The organism is Asticcacaulis aquaticus (genome assembly GCF_028550415.1).
Classification (GTDB): domain Bacteria; phylum Pseudomonadota; class Alphaproteobacteria; order Caulobacterales; family Caulobacteraceae; genus Asticcacaulis; species Asticcacaulis aquaticus.
Genome location: NZ_JAQQKX010000011.1, coordinates 115,266 through 127,984, shown reverse-complemented (window position 1 = coordinate 127,984; position 12,719 = coordinate 115,266). Strand labels below are relative to the sequence as shown.

Sequence of the window (12,719 nt, the reverse complement as noted above, 5' to 3'; positions counted from 1 at the left end):
TATATATGCGTTAAGCACGTCACTGACTGGGTATTTTTTGCCCGTGCGCGGCAATTTTTGCCCACCTCGGCATATTTTGCCCAGAGCGCGTTCCAAAAAGTGTGCAGCGGTTTTTGGAATTAAATGCGCGACAAAAAAATGGCAAAAAGAGACCGGAGGCCCAGCCCCGCAAAGATGGCGGGCGGGCGCTCCGGTTTACGCTTACTGGAACAGGCTGGTGACGATGCCCGGCGCCTGATTGGCGATGGACAGGGCCTGCACCCCAAGTTGCTGCTTGGTCTGCAAGGCTTGCAGCTTGGCGCTTTCCTTCGCCAGGTCCGCATCCACCAGGTTGCCGATACCGGCTTCCAGCGAGTCAGACAGTTTGCCTATGAAGACCGTATGCGCCTCCAGCGATTTTGCCGAAGTGCCCAGACGACCCAGAGCCGCAGAGACGTTCTCGATCGATACAGCCACCGCGTCGGCGATGGTTTTCGCCTGAGCCGCAGAGGTGAATACCGAACCTACCGACAGCGTGATATTGCTGCCCGTCAGGCTGAGATCCTGAGCCGCCACCGTCAGCGAGGACGAGGCGTCGGAATTGGCCAGGGGCGCGATGTTCGCCGCGCCGCTCTTGATCAGGTTCACACCGTTGAACGTCGCATTCGAGACCGTCTTCGAGATCTGATCCCGCAGGGCCTTGAAGTCTTCGTTCAGCGCGTTGCGGCTGATGGTTGAGAGCGTGGTGTCGGACGCCGCGAGCGCCTTCTCCTTCATCTGGATCAGCATGTCCGAGACGCTTTCGCCGGCCGAAAGAGCCACATCGACCGCCGATTTAGCGCGGTCGAGCGAGTCGGTGACCGCCCCGAGGGACGCCACATCCGAGCGCTGCTTGGTGGCAATGGCATAGATGGCGCCATTGTCCTTCGCGCTCGCTACTCTTAGGCCCGTATTGATCCGGTTTTGAGTCGTCTGCAGATCGCTGTTGGTCTTGTTAAGGTTTTGCAGCGCCACCATGGCGCCGACATTGGTGTTAATCGATACATTCGACATCGACGTAGCGTCCTTTCCATTCTGGTCGGGTTTCAAACGGCAATTTTGCCGCATAGCCATTTTGGCTTGACCCTCAGCACTGCAATGCCAGTGCCAGAACGGAAGACTTTGTTAAATATTTAATAGGTTGTTTTTATTGGTTATTTTATAATTGAAAATGACGAGAATCAGAGATTCTCGCCATTCAAATTAAGACTTACCCGGCAAATATTGCTTAAGGGAAAAATTAACCCAACGTGCCGCGCACCGTGCCGGCAAAGGCCGCATCCTGCGCGGGCGACGACGTGTCACGCGGCGCCAGACCCTGCATGATCAGGCGATTGACCTCGATCAGCGGCTGGATGTCCTCCTGCGAGCGCATGACCATCGAAGTGTGACGGTTGACCCAGATCGACAGCGAAATGATCTGCGCGCGCAGGCCTTCCGGCAGGCCGTTGCCGGCCAGCGCACAGTCAGACCCCAGCACCGACCACAGGCGGCGGTTCCAGTCGAGCGCATCCATGCGCTTGGCGATTTCACTCTTGTCCAGACGATCGGCCTCCATCAGAGCCCGCGTCACCTGTCCGAAAAGGCGGTACTCCGTCTGACGCGGATCTTCAGACCGCAGCGTCGCCTTCTGGTAGGCTTGTAGAGACATTCGATAATCTTTCGTCTTCGTATTCGATAAGCTTACGGGCGCCCATCAGGGCCTTGTAGTATTCGCGACCCATGATGGCCTTGGAGACCAGCACGCAATCGGCCAGGACCGCCGGATTGGCAATGACGCTCATGAACTCGGTCATCCGGGTCAGGAATTCGTCGTAGTATTTTTCCGCGCCCGCTTCGTCCAGGTACATCATCATGACCGGGAAGTAGATGTGGCGGGCGGGCGAGGTGACCTCCGACGCCTGCATGATATCCTTTTCACGCAGCACCGAAGCCTTGTTTTGCAGGACCAGCGAGCAACGACGGTCGCCGTTCTGCACGACCGCACCATTAAGGACGAATTTTTCACCCGGCTTGAGCGAGAGTTTGAGCGGCATAGATATCCCCTTGGCCACGGCCTGAAACAGTCGCTTCAGGACACAGCCTGAGACGAACTTAACCCTTACACAGTTAACACCAGGTTTCAGGCGACGCGGGCGGCAGCAAGTTTATGACGCCGTGTCCGTTACCGTGGTCTTATCGAATCAAGCCATAAGGATGACATGACTATCGCAGAATGTCGCTTTTTTGATGAAATTGCCGCAATCTGCTTATAATACAAGGCCTTGCTGCGGGAGCTGGATATGCCGAAAAAAACCTGGCCCATGACATCCGGTCAAAAGCCCGCTGCGATTCCCTTCGACCTGCCGCCCGAAATCGCCCGGCACCTGACGCCGGCGGTCGCCCCAAACCCCGAGCCGGGCCCCGACCCGAAGCCTGCCGCGACCTTCGATCCGGCGAAAATCCGGGTATCCGGCGACGCCGCCCTGCCCCAGCCCGTCGGCAATCCCGACGATCAGTCGATCATCCTCGGCGACTCCCTGTCGAACGAGGCCCTGCGCGTGCTGCTGGAGACCACGGCCCACATCAAGCAGCTTGAGCTGCTCCATAAGCTGAAGGACGCGCTCGTCCACCTCAAGGACAGCGAATTCAAAGAGGCCGGGGACGACGCGCTCAAGGCGCTGGAGGTCGACGAGAAATGCGCCACGGCGTGGCACATACTGGCCATCAGTCGCGAAAAATCCGGCGACCTGAGCGGTGCCTTTTCCTGCTACGAAGCAGCGATGCGGCTTGAGCCGGAAAATATCGGCATCGCCAACGATATCGGGCGACTGGCGTTTTTCATGGGGCTGCACGAAAACGCCGAACAGTTCTACCGCTACGTCCTGAAGCGTGAGCCGTTTCACCCGGAAGCGATCAACAATTACGCCAGCTCCTTGCGCGAGATGAGCCGCCTTGAGGACGCCATCGAGGTTCTGCGCCCGGCGCTGGAGCAGACCCCGGACAATGCCGCCCTGTGGAACACGCTGGGAACGGTGCTGAATGCCCAGGGCGATCTCGACACGGCCCTGATCTTCTTCGACGAGGCGCTGAAACACGATAAAAGCAACGGCAAGATCTGGCACAACCGCGGCCTGATCCTCGGCAATATCGGCCGCGTCGATGAGGCTATAGAGAGCCTCGATGAAGCGCTGAAACGGTTCGAAGACCCCAATCACGTCGAAGCGGCGCAACTGGCTCAGGCCTTCAACTACTTCCTCAAGAGCGATCTTGCGCGCGGCTGGGAATATTACGAGGCGCGCAAACAGACCCACGGCCACGACGGCATGAAGTACCTCACCGACATCCCGCAACTGGATGTCATGGCCGATCTGCGCGGTCAGTCGGTGTTCATTTCAACCGAACAGGGGCTGGGTGACGAAATCCTGTTTGCGACTCTCCTGCCCGATCTGCTGGAAGAGCTGGGCCCGGACGGCAAGCTGACTCTGGCCGTCGAAAAGCGTCTGGTGTCGCTGTTCCAGCGGTCGTACCCGCAAGCGCACGTCACGCCGCACCTGACCGCCAAACACAGTACCTATCAGGTGAGATTCTATCCGGAAATCACTGATGTTGCACCCTATTCCGGTTTTGCGGTTCTGGGCGATTTCCTGCCGAAGTATCGCAAGACCGTGGCCGACTTCCCGAAACGGACGGCATTCCTCACCCCCGATCCGGACCGCGTCGCCTACTGGAAGGGCGAACTCGACAAGCTGGGGCCCTTCCCCAAAATTGGCCTCCTGTGGAAGAGTCTCGTCAAGCATTCCCGCCGCGACCGCTACTACTCGCCGTTCGAGTCGTGGAAGCCGATCCTGCGCACGCCGGGGCTGATTTTCGTCAATCTGCAATATGGCGACGCCAGCGCCGAACTGGCCGAAGCGGCGCGCGAAGGCCTGACGATCTGGAACCCGCCGGGCATCGACCTCAAACAGGACCTCGACGACCTGAGCGCCCTGTGTGCCGCCGTCGATCTGGTGCTGGGGCCGTCGAATGCCACCAGCAATATCGCCGCCGGCGTCGGGACGCCGATCTGGCTGCTCACCCCGCCCAATTCGTGGCCGATGCTGGGGACCGACTATTATCCGTGGTACGCCGTGGCGCGCATGTTCGTCAATCCGGACCTCAGCGACTGGACCCCGGCCCTGACCGCCATGCACGAGGCCTTGATCGAGGAGATTGCTGTAGCGATCGATGCCCCGCCCGCCGCCGATCTCGCCCGCACCTATCAGCAGGTGCAACGCGCCCTGCTCATGCGCGACTGGGACGACGCCGAGGCGCAGGCCCGCGCCCTGACCCACGTGGCACCCACCCATTCCGGCGCGTGGCAGGCTCTGGCCACCGCCCTCGACCGCCTCAACCGCCTGCCCGAAGCACTCGACGCCTATCAGCGGGCGCTGGGCCTTGAGCCGGACTCGCTCGATATCGCCGCCGATCTGGCGCAACTGGCCTTCCGCATCGGTCAGTACGATATGGCGGAACGCTTCTACGCCCACGTCATCGCCCGCGACCCGACGCACCTGACCGCTGTCAACTACTATGCGGCGGCCCTGCGCGAGCAGTCGAAATACGACGTCGCCATCGCAACCCTGCAAACCTATCTCGGCGAATATCCGAAACAGAGCGAGTTGTGGGACACGCTGGGCACCATATTGATGGCTCAGGGCGACCTCGATACCGCCCTGATATTCTTCAATGAGGCAGTGAACCTCGACAACAGTCTGGCGGCGCGTTTCAACCGCGCCTGCGCGTGGATGGAGCAAGGATTGGCTGACCAGGCCCTGCCCGATATCGAGGTCTGCCTCGACCGGTTCAGCGAACCGTCGAACCTGCGATCCGCCGAACTGACGCTGGCCTATGCCTATCTGGCGTTGGGGCGCGTCGCCGATGGCTGGAAGGCCTATGAGGCGCGGCATATGCAGGGGACACCGCAAGCCGTGGTCCATGAGATCAATGTGCCGCGTCACGATCCAAAATCAACGATTGATGGAAGGCGTTTGCTGGTGGTCGCGGAGCAAGGCCTTGGCGACGAAGTCATGTTGGCAACCCTGCTGCCGGATGTCCTGCGCGATCTGGGTGAGGGACATCTGACCCTGGCGGTAGAACCGCGTCTGGTGCCGCTGTTCAAACGCGCTGCCCCGCAAGCGACGGTTTTAGCCCACCATACGCGCTTTGAAGACGGTCTGCGCCACCGCAGCGTGCCGGATCTTGAATTATCAACGATTGATGAATGGGTCTTGCTGGGCGATTTCCTGCCGGTCTATCGCAATGACACAGCGGCCTTCGCGGCCTCCGGTGCCTATCTTCAACCTGACCCGACGCGCGTGGCCTTCTGGCACGCGGAACTGGCCAAATTCGGTGACGGCCCCAAGGTCGGGCTGTTGTGGAAGAGCCTCAAGAACGACAGCCGCCGGTCACGCTTCTATTCGGCGCTCGATCAGTGGACGCCGATCCTGTCGCAATCCGGCCCGGTCTTCGTCAATCTGCAATATGGCGATGTCGAGGCCGAACTGACCGAGGCGAAGGCCGCCGGATACCATATCTACAATCCGCCGATCGATCTGATGAACGATCTGGACGAACTGAGTGCGCTTTGCGCCGCACTCGACCTGATCATCGGCCCGTCGAACGCCACGACACAAATCGCCGCCGCGACAGGGGCGACGGTGTGGATGCTGCTGCCCACCGGCACGTGGACGACGCTCGGGACGGATCATTATCCTTGGTACCCCAAGGTCCGCCTGTTCCAGCCGCAGCATAACGACTGGGCCGCCCTGCTCTCACACGTGGCGATAAGCCTCAAGGCCTTAAGCTTATCGAGCGTTTAGTGCGCCATATAGAGGTTGAGGTTCGTATTATGCAGCAGGGCGCGCGTCGTGCCGCCGAAGGCGAATTCGCGCAGGCGGGACCGCCCGAAGGCCCCGGCGACCATATATTGCGCGCCATGCCGCTTATTGGCCTCGACCAGCGCCCCGATCAGATCATTGGTCTTGGACAGCAGGTCGATTTCGACATTCAGGCCGTGCAGCATATAGTAGCGCGCCAGCTTACCGAGATCGGCGGGGCTTTCGCCGACCGGCGCGCCGACGATGACGACCTTCGAGGCCTTTTTCAGTAAGGGAATGGCGCGGCGGGCGGCGCGCGACGACGGCTCCTTGCCGTCCCACGCCACGACGGCGGGGCCGGACAGGTCGAACGGCTGACGGGCGATAAACACCCCGGCACGCTCTTCCATCAGCACCTGCTGGAACGCCTCGGACAGAAGGCCGCGTCCGCGCGCGCTCTCATCCCCGAAAACCACCAGATCGGACAGGCGCGTCTCGACCGCCAGACACTGCCACACCGGTGATTTCAGCGGCAGGAAGACCTTGCTGTCGTAACCGAGCGCGTCGAACGCCTCGCGCGCGGCGGCTTCGGCCTCTTCGGCGGCGGTTTTCAGGCCATCCATGGCGGCGACCTGCACCGTGCCCATGAACCCTTCGCCCAGCCACGGGGCCAGTTCGGCCGGATCTGGCGGCGCAAACAGGAAGTTCAGTTGCGCCCCAAAGCCCGCCGCGACGCTGGCGGCGATATCGACGCTGACCGCTTCGGAGTCCGAACCCGATACCGGTATGGAAATACGCGCCCAGCTTTGAGCGGGTGCGGTTGCAGGGGTATCGGTCATGGCGGGCCTCCGGTTTTTGTGCATAGCTGCATTTCGGCGTGTCACGAACCGGCTAAATCGCTATGATCCGGTCGCCGCGATACGCGTCAACATTGCCTGAATATAGACCCATCCGGCCATTTTCGGCACGCGGCATATGGCCTCAAGCCATAAGTTTTCCGTCAATCCTTCGTGAGTTCCAATGCCTGTGCGCCCTCGCCCGTCTAAATCCGCTGTGGTGGCACCGCGCGCCTGGCAGCGCATGTTGTCGGGCCGGCGCCTCGACCTGCTCGATCCATCGGCCATGGATATAGAGATCGACGACATAGCCCTCGGCCTGTCGCGGGTGGCGCGGTGGAACGGGCAAACGACCGGCGAACACGGCTTTTCCGTCGCCCAGCACAGCCTGATCGTCGAAGAGATCTGCGCCCATATCGAGCCGGAGCTGGACACAAAATGGCGGCTGGTGGCGCTGCTGCACGACGCGCCGGAATACGTCATCGGCGACATGATTTCCCCGTTCAAGGCGGCTCTGGGGCTCGATTACCGCCGCTTCGAGGATCATCTGGAGCAGGCGATTCATATCCGCTTCGGCCTACCCGCCAAAATACCTGCCGCGATCAAGACCCTGATCAAGCGCGCCGATCACGCCTGCGCCTATTTCGAAGCCACGCAACTGGTCGGGTTTTCAGACGCCGAAGCACGACAGTTCTTCGGCCAACCGCCGGAAGGCTATCATCTGACCATCGATCCCCTGCCTACACGCGAGGCCTGCGTGCAATTCGTTGACAGGTTCGAGGCTTTAAGCGAACGGTTAAGCGCGCAATTATGAGGGCCTCGTTTGTCCGTTAGCCTGACCATCGAACTGTCCGCCGTCGTTGTCACCATTAAGGACAACGAAGCGATGGTCCTGTGCCTGAACCTGCCCGACCGGCGGGTGGCCCTGCCGTCGGGACCGTTCATGCCCGAGGCGCACCGGACGTTCGACCTTGCCGTGCGGGCATTTGTCGCCGAACAGACCGGCTTTTCGCCCGGCTATGTCGAACAGCTCTATTCCTTTGGTGACGAAGGCCGTCAGGGCCTCAGCTCTCTGGCCCCCGAAGGTCCGGACGAACAGCAACGCGTCATTTCGCTTGGCTATCTGGCCCTGACCTCGGACAGCGCCTTTCAGTCGGCCTTATCGGCATCGTGGCGGCCCTATTCGGCATTTTTCCCGTGGGAAGACTGGCGCAAGGGCGAGCCCGCGACCCTGTCTGGCTTACGTCAGGCCCTGCGTCAGTGGTGCGACGATGCCCCGGACCTACCGTCCACCGCCGATCGCCGGGGACGGATCGAGACCCTGTTTCCGGCTGATGCCGACCACTGGAACGAAGAGCGCGTGCTGGATCGTTACGAGTTGCTCTACAGCGCCGGACTGATCGGGGAATCCGCACGACCGTCGCAAACATCTGTTTCCAGCGGTTGCGAGATGATGTCCGACCATCGCCGCATCCTCGCCACCGGTCTGTCGCGGTTACGAGGTAAACTAAAATACCGCCCGGTGATTTTCGAGCTGATGCCTGAACGGTTTACGCAGCTGGAATTGCAAAAATCTCTGGAAGCTGTATCGGGCTTCGGCCTGCACAAGCAGAACTTCCGCCGCGCGCTGGAACGGACGGGGTTTGTTACCCCGACGGCGGCCTACCGCGACGACACCGGCGGGCGACCGGCGGAATTGTACGCCTATAACCGCGATCAGTTCCGCTTCAGTCCGTCGCTTGGCCTGAGCCTGCCGCGCGCTTAATTTAAGCCGCGCGGGCGGCCATTTTCGCAGCCTGAGCCATCCAGTTTTCGCGCATGATGCGCTTGGCCGAATGGATGCGCGCCGACAGCCAGGCTACGTGTTCCGGCGTCCAACTGGCCACCTGCCAGTAATGGAAAATGCCGAGATCGTTCAACTCTTTCTGGTTCGGTGCCCCGATACCCGAAATGAGGGTCAGGTCGTCGGCCTTGCCGTCCGGCCCGCGCAGACGATGCGGTTCAAGCCCCGTCCCCGCTTGTTCGACGGCGGCTTCGACGCTTTCCGGCGTCATGGCCGACAGCATCGACGCCTTGGGGCGCGACGTGCGGTCTAGCGTTTCCAAAACCGGTTCCGCGACCACCGTTGTGGCAACGACCGGCGCTTCGATATGCGCCATGATGGCGGGTTCGAGTTCGGTCGACACGCCCACTGGCGCAGCCACCGGGGCCGTCGTCGCGACCGGACGCAGCGGAATGATTTCCGCCGAGGTCATCTGACGGGCGGCGGCGACCATCGGATCGGACTCCGTCTGACGGACGGGCTCGGGTGCCGCAAACACAGGTGCGTCATCAAAGACCGAAACCCGGTGCGCCTTGCGCTTCGGCTTGGGCGACAAAAGCCAGCCGACCGCGCCACTGATCAGAAACACCCCCAGCAGCAAGGCCGCCGATTGCAGGATAAGCAGTAACATAAATCCCCCTTAACCGGCGCGGCGCGCGAGGAAACCCGTCGCCAGCCCCAGCACCGCGACCCCCAGCAGCAGCCAGCGCAATTCAAAGATCAGATAGAGCATGATCGACCTTTCCGACGGCAATGCTGATGGGTTTTTGCGTGGTATCGGTCACGACATCAAGCGCCGGACCGTACAGATAGCCTTCGCCGCGCGGGGCATAGGCCTTGATCGTGTCCGGCAGTTCCGGCTGCAAGGCGCGCACAGCGGCGGCGGCCTGCGCCAGACGCGCGGTAGCACTGGGCGGCGTCGCTCCGGCCTTGAGGCTTAAGTGAACATTGAGGCCATCGACGCGCGCATTCACATCGTCGATGCCCTCGGATTTGAGCGCCGTATCGACGCGCTCCGTCAGCGAGGCTTCAAGTGGCGGCAGCATCTTGTACAGACTTACCGCGCCACCGCCCGCCAGCAGCAATAATCCCAATCCCCATACCGTCTTCGACGACATGTCCTACCCCTCGAAATACCGCCGATGAAAATCGTTAACGAGTTAACCCCAAATCCCGGCGGCTGACAATAGCGCCGGAGACACACTTATTGCCCTGCACCCTATCGGCTCTGCATGACAGCGCCAAGACATACCCCTGAGGGGGGAATTGAAGAGAAAAGGATTGACCACGAACGACACGAAAAGCACTAAAAAGATGCGTCATCTTCTGCGCGAAGCGCTTGAAACCTGAATGGTCACACTGTTGAAAATTTGCCCTTCGGGCGAAGATATATCAGCCTGCGTTTTCGTGCTTTTCGTGTTTTTCGTGGTCAAAAAAAAAACGTCCGATGCCAAAGACACCGGACGTTCAATTATAAATTCAAATCAACCGCTTATTTACCGACGTTAATGGCCGCCTGAGCCGCCGCCAGACGCGCCACGGGAACGCGGTACGGCGAACAGGAGACGTAATCGAGGCCGACCTTCTGACAGAAGGCGATCGACGCCGGGTCACCGCCGTGCTCGCCGCAGATGCCCAGCTTGATATCCGGACGGGTCGTGCGGCCCTTGGTGCGGGCGATGTCGATCAGCGCGCCGACGCCATCGGGATCGAGCGAGACGAACGGGTCCTTCTCGAAAATCCCCTTTTCGATATAGGGGTTCAGGAAGCGGCCCGAGTCGTCGCGGCTGATGCCATAGGTCGTCTGGGTCAGGTCGTTGGTGCCGAACGAGAAGAACTCGGCCGATTCCGCCAGCTTGTCGGCCAGCAGGGCGGCGCGCGGCAGCTCGATCATGGTACCGACCTTGTACTCGACCGATGCGCCGCGCTTGGACAGCACGCCATCGGCGATACGGCGAGTCAGGGCGACCAGATTGGCCATTTCTTCCTTGGTCGCGACCAGCGGGTGCATGATGTCGGGCTTGGGGTCGAACCCTTCGGCCTTGACGTCGGCGGCGGCCTCGAAGATCGCCTCGACCTGCATCTCGTAGATTTCCGGGAAGGTGATCCCCAGACGGCAGCCGCGCCAGCCCAGCATCGGGTTGGTTTCCGACAGTTCCTTGGTCCGCTTGAGCAGCTTTTCCTCAGACACTTCCGTGGCTTCGGCGACGGCCTTGATATCGTCGGCGGTATGCGGCAGGAACTCGTGCAGCGGCGGATCGAGCAGACGGATGGTCACCGGCAGGCCGTTCATGATCTTGAACAGCTCGACAAAATCCGACTTCTGGTGCGGCAGCAGCTTGGCCAGGGCCTTGCGGCGACCGGCTTCGTCATCGGCGAGGATCATTTCGCGGACGGCGGTGATGCGCTCTTCGTCGAAGAACATGTGCTCGGTGCGGCACAGACCGATGCCTTCGGCGCCGAAGCCAACGGCGGTTTTGGCGTCGGTCGGGGTTTCGGCGTTGGTCAGCACCTTGAGCGTACGGAATTCGTCGGCCCAGGCCATGATCTGATGGAAGTCGTCGGAGAATTCCGGCTCGATCATGCGGACCGCGCCCTTGAGGATTTCACCGGTCGAGCCGTCCAGCGTCACGATGTCGCCGAAGCGGAACACTTGACCACGAGTCGAAAACTCGCCGCGCTCGGTCGAGATGACCAGCTCCCCGGCCCCCGACACGCACGGACGCCCCATGCCCCGCGCCACGACCGCGGCGTGCGAGGTCATACCGCCGCGCGCCGTGACGATGGCCTTGGCGGCGTGCATGCCGTGGATGTCTTCCGGCGAGGTTTCGTCGCGGACGAGGATGACGTCTTCACCGGCGGCGGCCAGACGCACGGCGTCATCAGCCGTAAAGACGATCTTGCCGCAGGCCGCGCCCGGCGAGGCCGGCAGACCGCGCGCGATCAGGACGCGCTCGGCCTTGGGGTCGAGCATCGGGTGCAGAAGCTGATCCAGCGCCGACGGATCGAGCCGCATCAGGGCTTCCTGCGGCGTGATCAGGCCTTCTCGAGCCATGTCGACGGCGATTTTCAGCGCCGCGCGCGAGGTGCGTTTGGCGTTGCGGGTTTGCAGCATGAACAGCTTGCCCTGCTCGACCGTGAACTCCACGTCCTGCACGTCGCGATAGTGGTTTTCGAGCTTTTCGACGGTCGATTTGAACTGCGCGAAAACGTCCGGCAACGCCTCCTCCATAGAGGGGTTGCGCTCGCCCATTTCTTCGCGCGCCTTGACCGTCAGGGTCTGCGGCGTACGGATGCCCGCCACCACATCCTCGCCCTGCGCGTTGAGCAGGAACTCGCCGTACAGCGACGCATCGCCCGTCGAGGGGTTGCGCGTAAAGGCCACGCCGGTCGCCGAGGTGTCGCCCATATTGCCGAAGACCATCGACTGAATATTGACGGCGGTGCCCCAGTCTTCGGGGATGTCGTGCATCTTGCGATAGAACTTGGCGCGGTCGTTCATCCACGACCCGAACACGGCCTTGACCGCACCCCACAGCTGGTCCTGCGGGTCCTGCGGGAAGTCGTGGCCCAGTTCGCGCTTCACCAACGCCTTATAGTCGACGATGATGCGTTCCCAGTCCTTCGCCGTGATGTCGGTGTCGATCGACACGCCCAGACGGTCCTTATGGTCGTCGAGCACGTCTTCGAAATTGTGGTGGCTGAGGTCCAGCACGACGTTGGAATACATGGTGATGAAACGGCGGTAGCAGTCGAGGGCGAAACGGCGGTCGCCGGTCAGGGCCGCCAGACCTTCGACGGTGGCGTCGTTGAGGCCGAGATTGAGGACCGTGTCCATCATGCCCGGCATCGAGGCGCGCGCGCCCGAACGCACCGAGACCAGCAGCGGATTTTCGACCGAGCCGAAACCCTTGCCCGTCGAGGTCTCCAGATTTTTCAGCGCGGTCGCGACCTGTTCGACCAGATCGTCCGGCAGGGATTTGTCGTTCTTATAATAATGGACGCAGGCTTCGGTGGTGATGGTGAAGCCCGCCGGCACCGGCAGCCCCAGGGCCGACATCTCGGCCAGGTTGGCGCCCTTGCCGCCCAGCAGGTTCTTCATCGTCGCATCGCCGTCCGCCGCGCCCGCCTTGAAGGCGTATACCCAGTGTTTCGACATCGAAAATCCCTCTTTCATTTGTCTGATATATTATTGTTTTTACATGA

The 12,719-nt window shown here is 61.3% G+C and carries 10 protein-coding genes; 3 read left to right on the top strand and 7 right to left on the bottom strand.

Features of this window, described 5'->3' with window-relative positions:
• Positions 1-201: 201 nt before the first annotated feature.
• The 3 genes from PQU92_RS13705 to flbT all read right to left on the bottom strand — a co-directional run bounded on the left by PQU92_RS13705 (position 202) and on the right by flbT (position 2,054).
• On the bottom strand, positions 202-1,032 hold the full coding sequence (locus tag PQU92_RS13705; RefSeq protein ID WP_272748811.1) for a flagellin: 831 nt from the start codon (positions 1,030-1,032) through the stop codon (positions 202-204).
• Positions 1,033-1,258: 226 nt separating this feature from the next.
• On the bottom strand, positions 1,259-1,669 hold the full coding sequence (gene flaF / locus PQU92_RS13700) for a flagellar biosynthesis regulator FlaF (RefSeq protein ID WP_272748810.1): 411 nt from the start codon (positions 1,667-1,669) through the stop codon (positions 1,259-1,261).
• Entirely contained in the window at positions 1,629-2,054 is a 426-nt protein-coding gene (flbT, locus tag PQU92_RS13695; protein WP_272748809.1) for a flagellar biosynthesis repressor FlbT, read from the bottom strand. The genes flaF and flbT overlap by 41 nt, the downstream gene beginning before the upstream one ends.
• Before the next feature lie 246 nt (positions 2,055-2,300).
• Between flbT and PQU92_RS13690 the strand changes: the two genes are divergently transcribed.
• Entirely contained in the window at positions 2,301-5,858 is a 3,558-nt protein-coding gene (locus tag PQU92_RS13690; RefSeq protein WP_272748808.1) for a tetratricopeptide repeat protein, read from the top strand.
• Here the strand turns inward: PQU92_RS13690 and PQU92_RS13685 are convergent.
• Positions 5,855-6,694 carry a universal stress protein gene (locus tag PQU92_RS13685; protein WP_272748807.1) on the bottom strand — a complete coding sequence of 280 codons (840 nt, stop codon included), beginning with the start codon at positions 6,692-6,694 and terminating at the stop codon, positions 5,855-5,857. The genes PQU92_RS13690 and PQU92_RS13685 overlap by 4 nt on opposite strands.
• A gap of 181 nt (positions 6,695-6,875) precedes the next feature.
• On the opposite strand from PQU92_RS13685, the gene PQU92_RS13680 reads away from it, so the two are divergent.
• Together PQU92_RS13680 and PQU92_RS13675 are read left to right on the top strand one after the other, a co-directional pair.
• The gene (locus PQU92_RS13680) at positions 6,876-7,505 is read left to right on the top strand and encodes a YfbR-like 5'-deoxynucleotidase (protein WP_272748806.1); all 630 of its coding nucleotides are present in this window, start codon (positions 6,876-6,878) and stop codon (positions 7,503-7,505) included.
• A 9-nt stretch (positions 7,506-7,514) separates the two neighbouring features.
• Entirely contained in the window at positions 7,515-8,456 is a 942-nt protein-coding gene (locus PQU92_RS13675; RefSeq protein WP_272748805.1) for an NUDIX hydrolase, read from the top strand.
• Between the two features lies 1 nt (position 8,457).
• On the opposite strand, the gene PQU92_RS13670 is transcribed toward PQU92_RS13675, so the two are convergent.
• The 3 genes from PQU92_RS13670 to ppdK form a co-directional block, all read right to left on the bottom strand.
• Positions 8,458-9,144 (bottom strand): helix-hairpin-helix domain-containing protein, encoded by a 687-nt coding sequence (locus tag PQU92_RS13670; RefSeq protein ID WP_272748804.1) that lies wholly within the window; start codon positions 9,142-9,144, stop codon positions 8,458-8,460.
• Between the two features lie 82 nt (positions 9,145-9,226).
• Positions 9,227-9,631: a hypothetical protein gene (locus tag PQU92_RS13665; protein ID WP_272748803.1), complete on the bottom strand. Its 405-nt coding sequence runs from the start codon at positions 9,629-9,631 to the stop codon at positions 9,227-9,229.
• A gap of 374 nt (positions 9,632-10,005) precedes the next feature.
• Complete coding sequence (ppdK, locus tag PQU92_RS13660) at positions 10,006-12,672, bottom strand: pyruvate, phosphate dikinase (protein WP_272748802.1); 2,667 nt, start codon at positions 12,670-12,672, stop codon at positions 10,006-10,008.
• Positions 12,673-12,719 lie beyond the last annotated feature (47 nt).

Coding starts and splice junctions, on each gene's coding strand:
- PQU92_RS13705 (WP_272748811.1), bottom strand. CDS start 1,032: ATGTCGAATGTATCGATTAACACCAATGTCGGCGCCATGGTGGCGCTG.
- flaF (WP_272748810.1), bottom strand. CDS start 1,669: ATGTCTCTACAAGCCTACCAGAAGGCGACGCTGCGGTCTGAAGATCCG.
- flbT (WP_272748809.1), bottom strand. CDS start 2,054: ATGCCGCTCAAACTCTCGCTCAAGCCGGGTGAAAAATTCGTCCTTAAT.
- PQU92_RS13690 (WP_272748808.1), top strand. CDS start 2,301: ATGCCGAAAAAAACCTGGCCCATGACATCCGGTCAAAAGCCCGCTGCG.
- PQU92_RS13685 (WP_272748807.1), bottom strand. CDS start 6,694: ATGACCGATACCCCTGCAACCGCACCCGCTCAAAGCTGGGCGCGTATT.
- PQU92_RS13680 (WP_272748806.1), top strand. CDS start 6,876: ATGCCTGTGCGCCCTCGCCCGTCTAAATCCGCTGTGGTGGCACCGCGC.
- PQU92_RS13670 (WP_272748804.1), bottom strand. CDS start 9,144: ATGTTACTGCTTATCCTGCAATCGGCGGCCTTGCTGCTGGGGGTGTTT.
- PQU92_RS13665 (WP_272748803.1), bottom strand. CDS start 9,631: ATGTCGTCGAAGACGGTATGGGGATTGGGATTATTGCTGCTGGCGGGC.
- ppdK (WP_272748802.1), bottom strand. CDS start 12,672: ATGTCGAAACACTGGGTATACGCCTTCAAGGCGGGCGCGGCGGACGGC.